We start from the raw sequence: 17,104 nt of genomic DNA, 5'->3' as shown, positions 1-17,104 counted from the left end.
ACTTCCTCACTCCAGTTCTAACAAGGAAATCATGTCCGCTCACAAACTTCGTTTTCGTTCCGGTCAGGTGCAGCTCCGCAAGGTGCGGGTCGGCTCCGACACGGTGATCGATCCGGGTGACCTGCTGTTTCTCGACAGCGGTGTTGCCAAGCCCGCTGCCGATTTCGCGTGGGATACCGACCTCGCCACGACACGGGCTGCCTTCGCCGCCGCGTTCCTGGGGGTCGCCCATTCGCGATCTATCGCGGGAGAGACCGACCCGGTCTCCGTCGATATCAGCCCGCTCTCGGTCTACGAGTTGGAGACCGCCGCCGCGGCGTTCGAACTGGGCGACACACTCGCCCCCGATGAGGCGACCGAAACGCTGACGAGCACCACGCTCGAAAAGGCCACCGACGCCACGCACGCCATCGCCCGCGCCGCCGAGTACGCCCCCACCGGCTCGACCCGACTTCGCGTCCAATTCGCCTCCGCGTTCCACCCCGGCAGTGCGAATGCGAACGCGGCTGTCGGATGACGCTATGCGTCAGGAGCAAGGAGCAGGGAGCGAGGAGCAGGTCGGCAATCGTGCCACCGGTCCTCCACAGTCCCGCTCCCTGCTCCTCGCTTCCCGCTTCTTCTCTCAACTCTCAACCCTCGACTCTCAACTCACTATGCACGGTCAAAACCTTACAACGCTCATTGAAAGCCTCGGTGCCGAAGGCTTCTATCGCAAAGTCTGCTCGCTGCTCAACGAGCAGCGGCTCTGTGTCGATGACTTCAGCTATCGCGAACTGGCCGACGCCTGCGGCGTGCTGCCGGAACTCTCTCGACTGAAGGAATCGTCTGACGCAGGCGGCCCCGTCACGCTGCTCCGCGAATCGAATCCCGGCGTCGGCACCAATCTGTTCCGCGTCGTCACCGGCGAACTGCTGGGGCGGAAGGTGCTCGAAGGCTACAACGACGACTCCGGCTTCATCGGCGACAAACTCGTCACCGTGATGCCGACGCGGCAACGTTCAAGTCGTATCGCCGGCTTCACCGCCCTCACCGGACCGACCGAAGTCGAAGAAGGTCACGCCTATGAGGAATCGACCTTCGGCGAACGCTACGTAACCACGGAAGAATCGAAGCAGGGCCGCATCCTCAGCATTCAGGAGGAGCTGATCGGCCTCGATCAAACCGGCGAAATCAATCGCCGCGCAACGCAGCTCGGCTATTACCTCCGCCAGGAACGCGAACGCACGATCGTCCGCGGCGTGACCGACGCCGACGCGGCGAACAGTAAGTTCGTCTACCGCCCTAGCGGCAGCGGCGAAGCGCTTTACGCATCAAACGGCTCGAACCGCAATTACGTCGGCTCAGGCAACACGATCTCCAGTGCGTTTAACGCCGCCGTGCCGCTCGTCGACTGGACCGACATTGATGAGGTGCTCAGCTACCGCGCGACCGAAGTCGTCGACGATCGCATCGACGGCACGCCGCGACCGATGGTGATGCCCGCGCGGCAGATGCTCGTGCCCGAATCGCTCCGCGGCACCGCCCGCAGCATCGCCCACGCGACCGAGGTCACCGTGGCCACACCGGACGGTTCGACCACGATGGCTAACCCAATCGCCGGGACGCTCGAAGTCCTGTCGAGTCCGTTCATCGACGAGCAGGGCGGGGCGGCGCTGGCCGACTGGTACATCGGTGACTTCCCCCGGCAGTTCGTGTGGACCGAAATCTGGCCCGTCCAGACGTTCCTGCAAAGTGCCGACAGCGAAGCCGCCTTCGAACGCGACGTCGCCCTCCGCGTCAAAGTCCGCTACTTCGGCGGCGTCACCGCGGTGGATACGCCGTTCGTGACGAAGGTGGATGGAGCATAGGCGAGAAGCGGTGAACGAAAAGCGAGAAGCGAGAAGCGGACGACGTGTTCGCTTCTCGCTCTCTCGAAATCTGTCATTCGTCAGCTGAATAAAACGCCGGCGGGCACAGCCCTCCCTACTTCGTCCGCTTCTCGCTTCTCCCTTCACACTTCTCGCCCTATGAAAATCTCCGGCCACACTCCCGATCTGCGATACACTCGCGAGTTCGCTTTGCCGCGCCCTGACGGAAGTTCGCTTCCGCTGCGGCTGTGTCCGTTGCCGCTCGGGTTTCAGAGTTCGCTGCGTGAGCGCGGGTTGATGCCGCCTTCACCTCCGACGAAGGTCGCGCGCGATGCGGGCGGGCGGCCGGTTCGCGATGAGCAAGGGCTCGCCGTGCTCACGCGAGATGAGCGAGATTCCGCCTATTTAAATGAACTCGAACGCTATCACCGCCGGGTTGCTGTATTGGTCGTCGAAGCGGCACTCGCGCAGGATCCTTCATTGACTTTTGAATCGACAATCTCGGATGACATCGCCGCTCACACGGATGCACTCTACGACGAACTCGTGACGGCCGGTTTCGCGGCGGGCGATTTGACGCTGATCTGCGATGAAGTTGCCCGCATGAGTAACCTCGTCGATACCCATCTGGAGGTCGCCCGCTCGGATTTTTCCCGGCAGGAATCGACCCGCGCCGCCCCGCTGGAGCACGGTCGTTCGACTACCTGATCCTTCGCGCCGCCGAACGTTTCGCGATGCGACCGGCTGACTTCCAAGGTCTCCCGTATCGCGACCAACTGCGACTGCTGGCTTATGAACAAATCCGGCAGGCCGAGGAGACCACGCTCCCTGTCGGTCGCGGCTAAACGTATCCCTCACCTCTCACCTATAACCACTCACCTCTCGCAATGCCCGACCTTGAAGATCTCTCGAGCGTTAATGGTGCCGATCTGACGGAAGCTCAGATTAAGGGCATCCTCGCTCAAATTGACCTCGACATTACAAACCTGCTCCGCGACGGCAAACTCGCGGCGCTCAAGTACTCACTCCCCGGCGACGCCGGTCGCGCGGGTGATCGGGCGGCGAACCTGCACGCCTTGCTCGACGCCCGACGCTATTACAGCGAGTTGCTCAAACAGCAGCCGGCGATTCATGCCGCCACGGCTAATTTTGAGGATTAAAACATGAATGAACTCGACCTCATTTTCGCCGATTGGTCTGAAGCAGTGACGCTCGTCGTTAAACAGCGTGACGTCGACCCGGCCGATGGTGCAGTGACCGAAACGCGGACGGAAACCGCAACTCAAGCGATCCTCGGCGGACCGGAGCGGTCCCCGAACGACGCTGCCGGAGGGCAGCACGATATCGCTGACTTGTCGGTACTCGTTCGAACCGCGGACATACCGGAGGGCTATCGCCCGCCATCAGCGTATGTCGCCGCGCATGAGTCGGAGTATCGCGTGACGGAAGTCGTCCGATCGGCCGACGACGCGACCGTGCTACTTCGTTGCCGCTCGATGAGTTTCGGATCCTAAAGTAAGAATCATGCTCGTAGTCACTGCCACTGTCTCTCGAAACCGAACAGGTCGAGGCGATCCGGCCGAAATGCTCAGAGACCACCGACGTGCCTTCGTTCGCGAAGTCGCTCGTCAGGTTCTCGAACGGACAATCTCCCGTCATCCGGTCGACACCGCCCGCAGCCGGGCCGCCTGGGTGAAGGGCCTCCTCGAACTCGGCGGCACGCTCCCGCCCGGTTGGCAGGGCTCGAATGCCGAAGGCCGGGCTGTCGAGGAAGGCCTCGCCGCTGGCGAAGTGCATGAATTCGACGATGGCGACCTGACAGAAATCGAAATCATTAACGGCGTGCCCTACGTCGGTCACCTCGAATACGGCACAGCAAACGCGCCGGAATTCGCCATGGTGCGTGGAGCGCTCGCTGAAGTAGTGGGATCAATTTCGTGACTGGAACTCTATCTAACACGTTGATACTCCGGGCGCTGACGCTTCCGGCTCGCCTGTCAATATTTAAACTAAGCGATCATTTGCACATGGTTTCGACTCAACAACTGACTGCGGCGATCGCCTCGCTGCTTAACGACGAATTCGCCCCCGATACGCCGGTCGCCTTTCCAGGCCGGACGCTCGATACATCGTCCGTCGACGAATGGGTCGAACTCGCCATCGACGATCTGTCGGACGACATCGCCCGGCGGGCAAATAATCAGTTTCTCTCGTTCCGCTGCGACATCCACGTGTTCGTCAAGCGAGGCGACGATGCGTTGCGGGGCAGGGCATTGGTCGACGAGCTACGAACGCTTCTTGACGGCAGTGACGTTTCCGTCCGCGATACCGACCTCTCGGACGACCCGATCGTCGCGCTGTGCCGATTCAATGAAAGCCGGGTTCGTGATCTAACACGATCCGAATTTTCCCGGCACGACCTGATTCATCTCCTCATTTCCTGGCAACCGACGGCGCAACCAACTTCTTAATGTTGAAGCACCTTCGTTATCCGATCACTCTAATTAAACTTAAATGCCCATGGCAGTCTCCAATATCGTTCGCAACCTGCGTGACGGCGAACTCGTTCTGTCGGACGGAACAACGCCGACGCCGAACTCCCTGACCGTCGTCCTCGACGAGGGCGATTTAAGTTGGACGGAGCGGTTAAACACGCTCGAAATTAAAGATCGCGGCTCAATCGCCGCTGGCCACACCAGGAAGGGCGACGAAGAGTCGATTTCGCTGTCATTCTCTGCGAAGTGGACCCAGCTCATCGGCAAGAGTGCGAATGCCGCCGACCCGCTGCAGCTCTATGAGTTCCTGACGTTTGCCTCGGGGACCGGCCTTGAAAGCACGAGCGACCCCGGAGAGCAGGACAGCTTAAAACTCCAATTTCGCATCGTCGATCCCGCCGGGGTCGCGAGTGAGACAATCACCTTCGCCAAAGTTTATCGCGAGCAGCTCACGATGAACGAAGCCGATGACGCGAATGTGATCTCATTCGTCGGACGAGACTTTGAAACGAAGCCGGTGATCGAAAGAAGTGAGTGATTGGGAGACAGAAGACAGAAGGCAGAAGGCAGAATTTAAGGATGTGGGAATTTTTCTCAACGCTGGGCCTCATATTAAGTCTTCGATCAACTCACTTCTAAACTCCAACTTCTGACTCCTAACTCCTAACTTCTAACTCTTCACCCCATCCATCACCGCCAAAACGCTCACCCCTCACCTCTCACCCCTCAATCCAAGCATGTTCTCCGAATCACTCACCGTTCGCATTCTTGGTGACAGCTCGCAATTTCGAGGCGAAATGGAAAGCGCGTTCGCGCTACTCGATCGTTTCGAAGATCGACTCGCGACGCTCGACCGGTCGGCATCTCTGGGGCGACTTGCATCACAATTCGGAGCCGTGGAACAGGGAATCGGGCGCGCCGGCAGCGCTGCCGATCGGTTGATCGTGCGACTGCGTCAGTTGTCGGCGATACCGGTCTCATTGAACATTCGGCCCGCCCTCGGGGCGTTAAACGCGTTGGCACAATCGGTCGAAGCCGTCACGGCCCGCGTCTCAATTCTCCGGACGATCGGTTTCGGCGGGTTCGGTGGTTCGCTGCCTTTCGGCGGTCCGATCCGTCGCTTCGCTTCGGGCGGCCTCGTGACCGGGCCCGGCGGCGTCGATCAGGTTCCCGCCTTTCTCACCGCCGGTGAGTACGTGTTGCGACGGCCTGCGGTCGATCGGCTCGGTCGGGAGTTTTTAGAACAACTCAATTCCGTTAGTGCCGCGCCCCGTGCGGAATCGCCTCGTCACGAAGGCGACACCTCCAACGTCAGCTACTTCGGCGACATCGCGGTTAATGTCCGCAGCGGAACCGATGTCGCCTCTTTAATCCGCGACCTTCGCTTTGAATCATCCCGCCGGAGAGAACGGCGCGGGTGAGAGAAGGAGTCGGAAGATAGTAGTCAGAAGTTAGTAGACGGAAGAGGCGCGGCCGGCTTCCCTCACCTCTCACCACTCACCTCTCACCTCTCACCTCTCACCTCTCCAATGTCTTTGACGTTTCAACCCGCAGTTTACTCGGATGGTTCGTTGCTCGTGTTGCCGCGGCCGGTTACCCGGTTGCGATTGCAGAACGCGTGGGACGCCGAGCAGTTTAAAGTGCCGCTCTCCGCAGGTGACGTGCGGGGCAGCGCATCCGCCAACGGCATCGACATTCTGGTCGAAGGGCAGTTCAGTTCTGCCGCCGGCTCGATCCTCGCGACCGAGGCGGAGATGCTCGCGGCAGTCGAGTCGCTCCGGGCTGCGTTGTCGCCATCGGGATTCGACGCGCGATACGAGTTCTTTCTATATCACGATACCGGCAGCGACACCTATCGGAAGTTCTCCGGCTGCACAACGGCTCGGTTTGAGTCGGACCTTTCCGAAGCCTCACTCTTTACGTACTCGCTGGTCGTTCACGCCGAAAACCCGACGCTGCTGACGACAGCCCCCGGCTCGTGATGTGTCGCGTTTCGCAATAACCCTCTCTCGAACATTCGCCAACTCATGCGACGGATTCTTCACTCACGAAGTGGATCGACGGACTTCACGGCCGACATCGCGCCGCGAGCCGTGTCGGGCTGTTGGTTCGATTGGCATCGAGGCGGCGGCTGCGGCGCAGGCGAACTGCGCTTCAAAGACGGATTTCTCGATCGCAACTCCATCGATGCGGGAGATTGGTTTGCCGTAGAGGACACCTCGGGGGTTCGCTGGTATTTCGGCCGCGTCGAATCGGTCGTCGCAGAGAGTCCCGCCGGAGCGGTCGCGCGTTTGAGCGGGATGAGTTCCCAACTCAATCATATCTTCCCCGGCGGTTTTCGAGATGCCGTCGACAGCGCTCCCTACGTGATCGGTGTGACCGACCCCTTCGCTGCCGATCCAGACCACGGGGTCGAATCGTTCGACACGGTCGGCGGCCTTCGCGAAACCATCCTGACTTTGCTGAATCGCTTCGTCGTCGGCCCGACCGATATCGCTTACGACTCGGCGTCGATCTCCGTGCCGGCGGAAGTGGACGCGGTCGCCATATCCTCGCTGAAATTTCGAGGCGAGGAGTCGCTACGAGCGATCTTCAACGACCTCGCGGTCCGAGCCCGGCAGGCCTCGTGGGGCGTCGATGCGGACGGCCAATTCTATTTTCGGGAGCAGCCATCGGGGGCTTCGGCTGTGTTCCGCGAAGGGCGAGACTCGATCGTGTTATCCGAAACGCGCGACACCGACCTGTTATTTAATCGCATCCTGCTGACCGGCGGGTATGTCTATCGAAATGAAGACGTCACGTGGTCGCCGGTCCGCGACTCGCTCCGGTGGCGCGGGCATTATGTCGAGCCGAACAGCAGGGCGAAGTTCGGCGATCGACAAATCGAAATCTCCGTGCCGTGGATTCGCACTTCGGCCGATGCGGATGCCTTCGCGCGAGAATTCTTTCGCACATACGCGGCGCCGACAGTTCGACACATCGTCGAAGTGGGCGATCGCACCACTCCGCTGTTTCCCTGGCTCGGTCGTTTCACGCTGCAGGACCGTAACGGTGATGCGATCGCGACAGCGGCCGCCGAGACAGTGCGGGTATTTTTCGACCATGCGTTACGACTTCGGCTCGAACTGGGGCCGCCCGATCCGCGGGAACTGTGGCCTGAACCCGACCGCCACGAGCGCTGGGAGACGCCTCGTTACGACGAGATTCTCTTCAGCGACGAATACCCCGGCGGCGAGTACTCGCTGTTTTCCTTCCCAGACGAGAGTTTCGGCAGCGGCAACGGCTCTGGCGGCTCCGGATCGTCCGGCGGAATGTCGACCGGGAACGGTTCATCGGGTTCGGTGAGTTCCGACGCGGTCAGCTCCGACTTCGGGAGTTCGGACATGCCTAGTTCCGATGCCTTCAGTTCGGATTGGCCAAGCTCGGACTTCGGCTCTTCGGATGCCTCTGGCGACGGGACCTCTTTGCCGCCGTCGTCCGACGCGGGTACGTCGCTACCGAGTTCGTCCGGCAACGCCAGTTCGTGAACCATTTCGCTAGTAGCGATTTCAATACCAGCCAGAGGCGCAAGCCGATGGTCGATCAACCAGCGATTTCCCCGACGGCTTGCGCCTCGGGCTTGTATGCTGGGCGATTTGAAACCGCTTCTAGTCGAGCCGAGAAATGAGAGGGACCGATTGGGCACGTTCTTTCGCATCAATCTCGATCGGGCGCGCACGCCGGTCGGACTCGACGATGCCTTCGCCGGTGCGCTGCCGTCTGCTTGCTGGCTCGTGTGCGGCGGGCCGTCACTGACCGACCTACCGATCGACGAAATCAGCCGTTCGGCTGTCCCGGTGATGACCGTGAACCTCGCGGGCAGTGGCTTGCTACGTCCGAATTTCTGGACCAGTTACGACCCGACCTGCCGCTTTCTGAAGTCGATTTACCTTGACGCGGGCATCACGAAATTCGTGCACGCCCGGCGAGCGACTGATCTGGTGCCGGAGACGACGCTGAAGGTGGCCGACTGCCCGAATCTATACTTCTTCGACTCCGAGCCCGGGCGGAATTACGGCAATTTCTTCGATCGATCGTCCGATCGCATTCTCGACTGGTCCGATTCGTTGTTGCAGGCGATCGACATTCTTTATCGGCTCGGCTTCCGCACGCTCTATCTCGCCGGAACCGATATGCGGGTCCGTCCGTCGCGCGAACAAATTGAACGGGCCGCGACTCGCGATGTGCACTTCGATCTCAACGTCGGTTTGGAGCAATTTCTGAAAGACTGCGAGGCCGCCGGGCTGCCGGCTGAGGAACTCGACCGACTGCCGCAAGGACGACAGTATCACTTTGCCGAGACGAAGCCGATTCGATCAGCCGCGCTGACCGACCGCCATTACGATCGCGTTGCCCAGCAATTGCGATTGGCCCGACGGACGTTTTCATCGCATGGGCTATCGATCGTTTCAGTCACGCCCGGCAGTCGGCTCAATGACTATTTTGAGTACCGTCCCGCCGTCGACATCCTGCAGGAGACCCGCATTCGCTTCGGCGACCCGATGAGCGAATCCACCCTCGGGCGCTATCACACACGCGGCCCCCGATTGCCGAAAGGCGTCGGACCGATGCGCGATGTCGGACCCTATCGACCGCCTCGTTCCAAATCGCATCGCAGACCGGCCGAGGCTCATGAACCGATTCCGATCGGCGCGGCTCCGGTGCAGCAGTCCAATGATCTTGCCGGCTGCCTGTCCGACGCCGCTGCCAACGTGCGTATCGTGCCGAGAGAGGTTGGATGAAAGACATCGCACACTCACCGCGAACCTTGCATCTACTGCAGGTCTGCAACGTCGGAGACATCCTCGGTGGGACCGCCGCGTGTGCATGGACGGTCACGCAGTCGCTGCCCGATTTTCAACATTCCGTCGCATTTGTCGGCCCTGTTACTTCAACTACGCGGGACGCGTTTCAGCCCCATGATGTGATCGCGGCGGTTGAATCCGTTGACGCTGCCGTCGAGCAGCAGTCCCCCGACCTCGTTCTGCTGCACAATACGCCGCGGGACAGGATGCCCGGCCCGAACGGCATCCCGACACTCCAATACTTGCACTCGCACATCGATGCGGCCCCGGCTGACGCGACGCTGTTCTGCTCGCGATGGCTGGCGGAACGATTTCACAAGCGGGTTGAAGAGGAGGCGACATCTCGCCCGGCAGACTCCGCGGTCGTGTATCAAGCAGTACCGCGACCGCCCCGCTTGCAAATCGATGACGAGCGGCCGCTTCGCGATCGACTGGTGATCGGTCGAATCTGCACGCCGAAGCCGCACAAGTGGCCGCGTGAACTGATCGAAGTTTATCGTCAACTGAACCGCGGACCGGCCGACGTTTCGTGGGAGTTCGTCGGCTGCCCGGAAGAACAAAAGGGAGCACTCGCCGATGCCTGTTTCGGCAGAGCAATATTTCACCCGGCCTCACGACAGGCCCGGTCCCTGCTGTGGCGGTGGGACGCGATGCTCTATCACCATCCGACGTTGACCGAATCCTTCGGGCGGACCTGCGCCGAGGCCATGCGGTGCGGCTGCATCCCGATCGTCGACAATCGCGGCGGTTTCCGCGAACAGATCGTGCCGCAGACCGGATTCCTGTGCGACGATGTCGCTGCATTTTCAGCCGCGATCCTCGCCTTACGAGATCGCAGCGTACGAACAACTCGTTCTCGGCGGTGCCGCGCCCACGCTGATGAGCACTTCAGCCTGTCACGGTTTCGAAGCGACTTATTGGGCCGATTGCAAATCGCCGTCCGGTCGCATCAGGCCGCCGCGCGGGTCTCGACCTGTTCGATGCAGGGATCGCGACCTTCGAGAATAGCTTGACCCTGTTGTTCCAACAGGTCCATCTCCGCCTGCAGTTTCTGAATCCACGGTTCGAGTTCGTCCCGCTTCAAGTCGGGAGGCACATGAAAAAACGGTCGCCCGATCATATGAACGCGTGAAAAAGGCTTGGGAATCACGAGGTCGGTCCAATTCCCCTTGATCGTCCACGCCTTCTCGCAAACCGTGAACGTCGGCACGATCGGCCGCTTCATGCGTGAGGCGAGGTAGACGATCCCCTGTTTCATCTGCCGCCGGGGACCGCGCGGGCCGTCCGGCGTGATGGCAATGTGATACCCTTCGGCATCGCGAATCATCTGCTGAATGGCGGAGGCACCACCATTTTTCGACGAGCCGCGAATCGGGCGAATGCCGACCGCTTTCATTCCGTCGGCCAGATATTCGCCGTCGCGATGACGGCTGACGAGACCGGCAATGTACCGGGGTTTTCGGATGAAAACGTAGGGCACGATCTGATCGTGCCAGAAGGAGACGAGATATCGCCCGCCCGTGTCTTCGTCGAAGATATTCGTCCCGGCTTCGGCGACATGAAACACCGGCCGGCACGATCGCGTCGCCAAACGCAGCGCGAATGCCGCGCTGTGGGCCAGCAACTTGTTGAGCAGTCGATTCCGAATTTTCATCAAACTCTCCGCCAGAGGCCGCGATGGGGAACTGTGCCGCGGGACCGGCGAGTGTCGTGAAATTGGGGGATTGCGGCTAGAGCGATTCGTCAGCCGACGGGGCCGAGGATTTCGTCGACCGAAATCCCCGCATCCCCGAGCAACGGCGAAATGACCTGTTCATTGCGACCGCAAGTGCAAGCCAGGTCGTAATCCATCGTCTGGCGATCAAGGCGGAAGATGGTCAGCGTCTCAACACGCGGATCGATGATCCAATATTCAGCGATACCCGACGCCGCGTATTCAGCCTTTTTGGCGACCCAGTCTCGCTCCGGATCATTGGTGCTGACGACCTCCACCACGAGATCGGCGTGCGGCGTAAAGTCTTCCCGAGTTTCGGCCAGGTGCTCATTCAGAACCACAACGACATCGGGCTCGCGATAATTTCCACCCGCCATACGGACGCGATACCCCGCGACGAACGTTTCACCTTTCGCAGCCTTATCGACAAGCCCACGCAACAGTTCTGCAACCAGAAACAGGATTCGCTGATGGGTTCGCGTCGGCACGGCGAGAAACTCCAAGTTTCCGTCGACAAACTCGACGCGCGAATCACCCAGGCAATAGCGTAAGAAAGTAGACTCGGTCCACTGACCCTGCTGCGGAAGCATCTCCGCGACCCGGTAAACCGGTTCTCCCGGAAGCGGCGCGTTTCGAATCTCTTCGACTGTTCGAGCTGACATGGATCAGTACCGGCAAGGAGTTTCCCGACAACCATCTTATCCGAACAGGGCCTCGGTTGCACAATTCGACTTGCCTCACTCGCCGAACGTACTCTTCCGCCGCAGCAGATGGTGATAGTGCTGCGCAAATCGGTGCGATTCGTCGCGGACGTATTGCAGCAGGCGTAGGCCGTAGGAGTGTCGGCTCAGACGCTTCGGCTCCGACTCGCCGGGCAGGAATACTTCTTCTTCGCGCTTGGCGAGTGAGATCGTGAAGGGTCGGTTCGTTTCATCGAGGCCGATCGCTTCCATCGCGGCGATTACGCTTGAGAGCTGCCCCTTGCCGCCGTCGATGAGCAAAATGTCGGGGAACTGGCCGTCTTCGTTCTGCAGCCGCCGAAGCCGTCGGCTGACGACCTCGCGCATCGACGCAAAATCATCAACGCCGTCAACACCCTTAATGCGATACCGTTTGTAACCCGGCTTGAACGGCAAGCCGTCGATGAACTGCACGAGGCTCGCGACGGTTTCGCCACCCTGCAGATGCGCGATGTCGACTCCCTCGATGATCCGCGGTGTCTCGTCGAGTTTGAAGACCTGCTTGAGTCCCGCGAGGCCTTTCTTGGGGTCTTGATAGAACACCTCGGGTTGGGCGTTCTCATCGAGATCGCCTCGCAGGTCGAGCGCCGCGAGGGCGGCGACCTGATCGCGAAGCCGGGCGGCTTTCTCGAAGCGAAGCTCTTTCGACGCCTCCTCCATCTCTTTGGTCATCTCTTTGAGTAACCGATCCTTCTTGCCGTCAAGCACCATGCGCAGGCGTTTGATGTCGTTGCGATATTCTTCCTTGGTGATTCGCAGGTTGCAGGGCGCGGTACACTGATTAATGCTGGCAAGCAGGCATGGGCGGAACCACCGCCAGCGGGCGTCGTCTTCATCAATGTCGAGGCTACAGGTGCGGAACTTGAACACCTTCTGCAGCACGTTGATCACACCGCGGAGCTTGCCCGCGCTGGTGAACGGTCCGTAAAGCTTGACGCCCTTCGCCTTCGGTTCGCGGGTGAACTCGATCCGCGGGAAGTCTTCGTTGGTCGTGATTTGCAGGTAGGGGAAGGTCTTGTCGTCTTTGAGGTCGCTATTGAACCGCGGCTGAATGTCTTTGATCAGCCGGGCCTCCATCAGGATCGCGTCGACCTCGCTCTCGGTCTGAATGAAGTCGATGTCGGCGATCTGCGGCACCAGGTCGGCGGTCCGGCGATCTTCAAGTGCCTGCTTCGAGAAGTAGCTGCCGACGCGGTTCTTGAGGTTGACCGCTTTGCCGATGTAAATCACCACGCCGGCGGCGTCTTTCATCAGATAGACCCCCGGCGCATCGGGCAGCTGCTTTGCCTTCTCACGCGGCTCAGTGGGATACTGCGACAGCCCGGACTGGGGGGAGGTGGCTGCGTCCTCGGGCGAAGCGGGTGCGTCCTGCGGCATGAGTTCTCTGGCACAAGCGGGAATCTGTTGCCCGATTCTACGCGTTTGCGCCGAACCGGAAACCGGGGCCGACGAGCTTACACGCACTAACGTTGGCGTTCATCGAACAGATCAGTTAGCGTAATTTAACAGAACGAACGTCTACTGAATTTTCCGTCAGTGAGTTTCTCCTATGACGATTTCAGATCAAAACTTGCTGACGGCTGTCACAGCGGTCGCGCTGTCGGTCACCTCGGCGATCTCCGCCTGCGCGCACTGGGAGGACTTAGAGCAAGACGCGCAGATTGCGACGCCTCGAAAGCCTGTCGAGGCGCCGCAACCTTCGGATAACCCGATGCTCGATGTCTACGAAACCAGCCCGGTGCATGTGCATGTCGATGCGAGTGGCCGTGTGTGGAGGACACTACTTCCGCAGATTGAAGAGCAGGATAACGCGGCCGCAAAGGCCGAGGTCGAGAAGCAATTCTCTTTGGGAAAGCCAGCACTTAGGCATTTCCGGCCGCTACTGTTCGAACCGAGCGGTCGGGCCTGGTTTGCATATCGCTACGGCACGCGTGTCTTTGGCTACGATGGGCAAAATTGGGTCGAACGAGAACTCGATTGGACCGAATCTGCAATTGATGTGCCGAACAACACTTTGAGCGACAGTTCAACAAGCCGACTGACCGGCAATTGTCCCTCCCGTGGCCAGTACTATACCGCCACCTCTAATCGTTCCACACCTCACGCCGCTTGGTTAATTGGTGGAAAAGGAATCCATCGATTCGCTGCGGGCAAGTGGTCCAGCCTGCGTATTGTGCCCGAGAACAAGATCGTAATGGGGCGAACCGGTGCCGGCGCCATCAAGCTATCGGTGTCGTCGGAAGACGATTCGGCCGTCGCATACCAGTGGGGTAATCCGTACGTCTATTGGTATCGCAACGGCTCGTGGGAGCGACACCAGATCGGTCCAGACCCGCCGCTCTCAGAAAACCAGCGGAGTGGACACACTCAGTATGGAAAGATGATCTGCCTCGGGACGGACCGACTCATTTATTACACCCGGTATCGAAGACCTTCCGTCAACTACGTCGACCAACTCGGCGTCTTTAAACCCGACGGTCGAGTCAAGCGGGTCGTCGAGGCGATCGCGAAAATCAAATTACTTGAGGAAGGACGGGACGCCGAAGCGGAATCGGTCTTGATCGATTCAGGAGCGCTCTATCAACCCTTCATCTTGGAGTTGCTTTCCTCTGACAATCAATCGGGGGAAACGCAGAAGAGCGTCCGCAAAGAAGCCTATGAACGCATTACTGCAGCATGGGAGAACCAAGACCGAAGTCGCGATCAATTCGGCCCCTACTCGACAGGGAAAATTGGCGGGATCTGCAACAACGATGCGGGAGACGTACTTATTAGCGGGCAATTTGGCGAAACTCGTGACCCCGACTTTTGCGGACTGCTCTTCCGGCAACGCAACGGCAGTTGGCATCAAACGCCGTTTCCACAATCGGCTCGAATCTTCGCTTTCGGCGCGTTTTCCGGGAGACGACGAAACACAGTCTGGGTGCAACCTTACAGCACCGGGTTTCCACTGGAGCAAGTCGACCTGATTGAAGGACGAGTCATCAATCGGCACCCGGTGCCCGGCGTCGGACTTCGGGGGATCGACCGCCACGGTGCGCTGTACGGGTTCTACATTAACAACATCGGATTTGGCCCGTGGGCTTCGCTGAGACCGACGATGCTGGCGTTACGCTACCGACCGGACGGGCGCGATAACCGTCAACCGCTCTACGGCACCTCGAAGAAAACAACTCGCAGGCAACCCGCGATCCTCGCTGATGGCACCATTGTCGCGACGGATGATGGCGGAGGCGTGATTCGGCATGACGGTCGGCGTTGGCAAACCGTCATGCCTGTCAATCGAGGTCAGCCTCATGCGTTGCTCCCAGCCCGTAAAGCCAACTTGGTCATTGCTGACGGAATCGGCCCGGAAAACATGCCGGCGCCGAATGCTCTGGGCGGTCAAATAAGAGCGGCGCGCGGACACAAGTACCTGACCGCGATCCGCGACGGATTCGAACTGTCGTCCGGTCAGGCGAGTGAGATGCTGCCTTTTTTGCAATCGTTAATCGCCGAGGAGTTCGGGCCGAAACCGGGCGTAAACCAATTCAGCCACCGACGCCGGGCCGACCCGTCGTTATGCGCCGATCGCGCGGGAAATATCTGGCGACTCGACTCGAAGCAACAGGTCAGTATCGTAATCAAAGGGAAGTGGCAAGACTTAACTCCACGCCTCGTCACCTTCGGAATGAAGCAAAAATGGGCTGGCGGCGCGGCTTTCCTCAGCCCGGTCGGCAGCGGAAAAAAGGTCTTAATTAGTAATTTAATGTCGCCTCGACCTGGTGGGATTTCGCTGTTCGCAGAAGTGATCGACGGCGATGTCTCGTTGTCGAAAGCGCCGCAGGTCGTCGGACGTCGAGATTTCAGTTTCGGGTCCCCGAATTTATCCGTTCGTGATTCGCAAGGGGCGATGTGGGCTCCGGGCTATCGCCTGACCGGAAATGGTGGGGCTTATGATGATCCCGGTCGCGTCGAAGCTCAGCTCGCTTGGCGGATCGGTGACCAAGGCATTGACCAAACCATTGAGAACGGCGGGTGGGCAATCCATTATGACGGCCCTGAAAGCACTCCTGCCGGGATCGGCGATCCCGGCAAAGTCTGGCTGACCGATATCAGAAACGGGGAGAGGCACGTCTCTCGCGAATTCCGAATTTGGCAGCATGGGAAAATAGTTCAGCGACTATACGTTCCGGCTGTGCCCCATTCGCCCTTCGTCATCAGCGACCGTCGTGGCTCGGTCTTTGTTCAAACTTTTTTTGGTCTAAGACATGTCTATCAAAGTATTGATGGACGTTATCACCTGGGTAAGGTTTATAAGTTTCCGGACATCCATGGTCCTTGGGATGGAATTGGATATAGCTCAAAAGGCGATTTATTAATCCATGAGTTTCGGTACGACAATGACGGGCGAAACACTCCGGCCTTGGTTAGCCACCTGTGGAGGATCCCATGGACCAACCCGGTGCCTCAATGCGACTACGAGGCCCCCGTCGAGGCCACGCGATTCGCCGCTCAATAAGAATAGTCATCCGGTTGTAGTAGGCCGTAAGACTCGCATGACTAAAATAAGAAGGCACCCGCCATATTGCGGGAGCCTTCTTATTAGATCATCGAAGAACTATTTCACGCCTTGGTTACCGGAAACCGGGCCGACCAGCCGATGTCAATTCGCCCATTGCCTCCAGAGGTCCGCGAACCAGTTCCAGTGCATCATCGCTTCGTGTGCCGGGCCGTGCGTATGCAACTTCTTGCGACCACGATCCACCTGCGGTCGCCTCTTGAGATTGAAGCGAATTTCCCAGCCTCGAGGAAGCTGTTTCCAGTAGACAGCATGATAAGGCTCGATCGATCGCTTCAAAGGTTCTCGCTTGAGTTCGCACTGATATTCGACATCGATGCTGCGACGCACAAGTGAGCTTGCCCATCGCAGCCGTGCTTCGTCAGATCCACGTAAAAGGATGTGGTCATCGGGCGAGCTTCCGGGGTGCGAGTAGGACTCGAAATTTAGTTCCTTTACCACCCGAAATTCCCAGTTCGGCTGCGTGAACTCTTCCCAGATGGCGCCGCCGATCTCAGTGAGGCCGAAATAGGCAACCACCGGCTTCCCCGAGAGGCCCTGTTTTCGCCAGAATGGCTCATTCTCGGGATGCCCCGGAGCGTTCGAGGGAAGCGTGATGAGCGGTATGAGGTCAGCCGGACCACACAAGGCGACTTCGGACTCGTCATCGAGCCTATAGATCCGAATCCAGCCGCGTTCGTTCATCGCCCAGACGGTCTCGACGATCTCGTCGAGCGGCACACCGATACAGGGGTGATTAAAGAAGTCGGGATTCGTCGCATCAATGCGCGCGAGTGGATAGCGCCACTCGACAACCAGATTCAACAGCCAGAATTCCGCGCGCGAAAGTTGAATTGACATCGATCGCCGGTGTTGATGCCGGCAAGTTTGGGGGATTAAAGCGTTCTGCTTTAGATGAGCTTT

General features: G+C 59.4%; 18 protein-coding genes. 14 read left to right on the top strand and 4 right to left on the bottom strand.

Annotation, left to right across the window (positions count from 1 at the left end; translation table 11 throughout):
• Positions 1-31 precede the first annotated feature (31 nt).
• From Pan189_RS02235 to Pan189_RS02175, 13 genes are all read left to right on the top strand, one after another.
• On the top strand, positions 32-517 hold the full coding sequence (locus tag Pan189_RS02235) for a capsid cement protein (protein ID WP_145362339.1): 486 nt from the start codon (positions 32-34) through the stop codon (positions 515-517).
• Between the two features lie 4 nt (positions 518-521).
• Positions 522-1,847 carry a phage major capsid protein gene (locus Pan189_RS02230; protein ID WP_145362338.1) on the top strand — a complete coding sequence of 442 codons (1,326 nt, stop codon included), beginning with the start codon at positions 522-524 and terminating at the stop codon, positions 1,845-1,847.
• A gap of 210 nt (positions 1,848-2,057) precedes the next feature.
• Entirely contained in the window at positions 2,058-2,555 is a 498-nt protein-coding gene (locus tag Pan189_RS02225) for a hypothetical protein (RefSeq protein ID WP_310820970.1), read from the top strand.
• Between the two features lie 179 nt (positions 2,556-2,734).
• Positions 2,735-3,007, top strand: coding sequence for a hypothetical protein (locus tag Pan189_RS02220; protein ID WP_145362336.1), 273 nt, complete (start codon positions 2,735-2,737; stop codon positions 3,005-3,007).
• 3 nt (positions 3,008-3,010) lie between these two features.
• Positions 3,011-3,361, top strand: coding sequence for a hypothetical protein (locus Pan189_RS02215; protein WP_145362335.1), 351 nt, complete (start codon positions 3,011-3,013; stop codon positions 3,359-3,361).
• A gap of 10 nt (positions 3,362-3,371) precedes the next feature.
• Positions 3,372-3,788 (top strand): hypothetical protein, encoded by a 417-nt coding sequence (locus Pan189_RS02210; RefSeq protein WP_145362334.1) that lies wholly within the window; start codon positions 3,372-3,374, stop codon positions 3,786-3,788.
• A gap of 86 nt (positions 3,789-3,874) precedes the next feature.
• Positions 3,875-4,318 (top strand): hypothetical protein, encoded by a 444-nt coding sequence (locus tag Pan189_RS02205; RefSeq protein ID WP_145362333.1) that lies wholly within the window; start codon positions 3,875-3,877, stop codon positions 4,316-4,318.
• A gap of 49 nt (positions 4,319-4,367) precedes the next feature.
• On the top strand, positions 4,368-4,880 hold the full coding sequence (locus Pan189_RS02200; RefSeq protein WP_145362332.1) for a hypothetical protein: 513 nt from the start codon (positions 4,368-4,370) through the stop codon (positions 4,878-4,880).
• Between the two features lie 199 nt (positions 4,881-5,079).
• Complete coding sequence (locus Pan189_RS02195) at positions 5,080-5,763, top strand: hypothetical protein (protein ID WP_145362331.1); 684 nt, start codon at positions 5,080-5,082, stop codon at positions 5,761-5,763.
• 108 nt (positions 5,764-5,871) lie between these two features.
• The gene (locus Pan189_RS02190; RefSeq protein WP_145362330.1) at positions 5,872-6,324 is read left to right on the top strand and encodes a hypothetical protein; all 453 of its coding nucleotides are present in this window, start codon (positions 5,872-5,874) and stop codon (positions 6,322-6,324) included.
• Positions 6,325-6,369: 45 nt separating this feature from the next.
• The gene (locus Pan189_RS02185; protein WP_145362329.1) at positions 6,370-7,869 is read left to right on the top strand and encodes a hypothetical protein; all 1,500 of its coding nucleotides are present in this window, start codon (positions 6,370-6,372) and stop codon (positions 7,867-7,869) included.
• A gap of 150 nt (positions 7,870-8,019) precedes the next feature.
• Complete coding sequence (locus tag Pan189_RS02180) at positions 8,020-9,123, top strand: hypothetical protein (RefSeq protein ID WP_145362328.1); 1,104 nt, start codon at positions 8,020-8,022, stop codon at positions 9,121-9,123.
• Entirely contained in the window at positions 9,120-10,199 is a 1,080-nt protein-coding gene (locus tag Pan189_RS02175; RefSeq protein ID WP_145362327.1) for a glycosyltransferase family 4 protein, read from the top strand. The genes Pan189_RS02180 and Pan189_RS02175 overlap by 4 nt, the downstream gene beginning before the upstream one ends.
• Here Pan189_RS02175 and Pan189_RS02170 read toward each other — a convergent pair.
• The 3 genes from Pan189_RS02170 to Pan189_RS02160 all read right to left on the bottom strand — a co-directional run bounded on the left by Pan189_RS02170 (position 10,136) and on the right by Pan189_RS02160 (position 13,017).
• A complete protein-coding gene (locus tag Pan189_RS02170) occupies positions 10,136-10,840 on the bottom strand; it encodes a lysophospholipid acyltransferase family protein (RefSeq protein ID WP_145362326.1) in 705 nt (234 codons plus the stop codon). The two genes, Pan189_RS02175 and Pan189_RS02170, sit on opposite strands and share 64 nt — an antisense overlap.
• 89 nt (positions 10,841-10,929) lie before the next feature.
• On the bottom strand, positions 10,930-11,562 hold the full coding sequence (locus Pan189_RS02165) for a Uma2 family endonuclease (protein ID WP_145362325.1): 633 nt from the start codon (positions 11,560-11,562) through the stop codon (positions 10,930-10,932).
• 75 nt (positions 11,563-11,637) lie between these two features.
• Positions 11,638-13,017 (bottom strand): excinuclease ABC subunit UvrC, encoded by a 1,380-nt coding sequence (locus tag Pan189_RS02160; RefSeq protein WP_145362324.1) that lies wholly within the window; start codon positions 13,015-13,017, stop codon positions 11,638-11,640.
• Positions 13,018-13,189: 172 nt separating this feature from the next.
• Here Pan189_RS02160 and Pan189_RS02155 point away from each other — a divergent pair, with 172 nt between their 5' ends.
• Positions 13,190-16,141, top strand: a complete 2,952-nt coding sequence (locus Pan189_RS02155) for a hypothetical protein (protein WP_145362323.1) — start codon at positions 13,190-13,192, stop codon at positions 16,139-16,141.
• Positions 16,142-16,285: 144 nt separating this feature from the next.
• Here Pan189_RS02155 and Pan189_RS02150 read toward each other — a convergent pair whose 3' ends face one another.
• Positions 16,286-17,041: a hypothetical protein gene (locus tag Pan189_RS02150; protein ID WP_145362322.1), complete on the bottom strand. Its 756-nt coding sequence runs from the start codon at positions 17,039-17,041 to the stop codon at positions 16,286-16,288.
• Positions 17,042-17,104: the final 63 nt, after the last annotated feature.

The sequence above is a fragment of the Stratiformator vulcanicus genome, from assembly GCF_007744515.1.
Classification (GTDB): Bacteria; Planctomycetota; Planctomycetia; order Planctomycetales; family Planctomycetaceae; genus Stratiformator; species Stratiformator vulcanicus.
The sequence above is the reverse complement of the archived record's forward strand: the minus strand, read 5'-3'. Positions and strand labels throughout refer to the sequence as shown.

What these genes read in the sequence shown, in the direction of transcription:
- Pan189_RS02205 (WP_145362333.1), top strand. Translation starts at nt 3,875, where the DNA reads ATGGTTTCGACTCAACAACTGACTGCGGCGATCGCCTCGCTGCTTAAC.
- Pan189_RS02165 (WP_145362325.1), bottom strand. Translation starts at nt 11,562, where the DNA reads ATGTCAGCTCGAACAGTCGAAGAGATTCGAAACGCGCCGCTTCCGGGA.
- Pan189_RS02170 (WP_145362326.1), bottom strand. Translation starts at nt 10,840, where the DNA reads ATGAAAATTCGGAATCGACTGCTCAACAAGTTGCTGGCCCACAGCGCG.
- Pan189_RS02235 (WP_145362339.1), top strand. Translation starts at nt 32, where the DNA reads ATGTCCGCTCACAAACTTCGTTTTCGTTCCGGTCAGGTGCAGCTCCGC.
- Pan189_RS02150 (WP_145362322.1), bottom strand. Translation starts at nt 17,041, where the DNA reads ATGTCAATTCAACTTTCGCGCGCGGAATTCTGGCTGTTGAATCTGGTT.
- Pan189_RS02175 (WP_145362327.1), top strand. Translation starts at nt 9,120, where the DNA reads ATGAAAGACATCGCACACTCACCGCGAACCTTGCATCTACTGCAGGTC.
- Pan189_RS02185 (WP_145362329.1), top strand. Translation starts at nt 6,370, where the DNA reads ATGCGACGGATTCTTCACTCACGAAGTGGATCGACGGACTTCACGGCC.
- Pan189_RS02220 (WP_145362336.1), top strand. Translation starts at nt 2,735, where the DNA reads ATGCCCGACCTTGAAGATCTCTCGAGCGTTAATGGTGCCGATCTGACG.
- Pan189_RS02155 (WP_145362323.1), top strand. Translation starts at nt 13,190, where the DNA reads ATGACGATTTCAGATCAAAACTTGCTGACGGCTGTCACAGCGGTCGCG.
- Pan189_RS02200 (WP_145362332.1), top strand. Translation starts at nt 4,368, where the DNA reads ATGGCAGTCTCCAATATCGTTCGCAACCTGCGTGACGGCGAACTCGTT.
- Pan189_RS02215 (WP_145362335.1), top strand. Translation starts at nt 3,011, where the DNA reads ATGAATGAACTCGACCTCATTTTCGCCGATTGGTCTGAAGCAGTGACG.
- Pan189_RS02195 (WP_145362331.1), top strand. Translation starts at nt 5,080, where the DNA reads ATGTTCTCCGAATCACTCACCGTTCGCATTCTTGGTGACAGCTCGCAA.
- Pan189_RS02160 (WP_145362324.1), bottom strand. Translation starts at nt 13,017, where the DNA reads ATGCCGCAGGACGCACCCGCTTCGCCCGAGGACGCAGCCACCTCCCCC.
- Pan189_RS02210 (WP_145362334.1), top strand. Translation starts at nt 3,372, where the DNA reads ATGCTCGTAGTCACTGCCACTGTCTCTCGAAACCGAACAGGTCGAGGC.
- Pan189_RS02230 (WP_145362338.1), top strand. Translation starts at nt 522, where the DNA reads ATGCGTCAGGAGCAAGGAGCAGGGAGCGAGGAGCAGGTCGGCAATCGT.
- Pan189_RS02190 (WP_145362330.1), top strand. Translation starts at nt 5,872, where the DNA reads ATGTCTTTGACGTTTCAACCCGCAGTTTACTCGGATGGTTCGTTGCTC.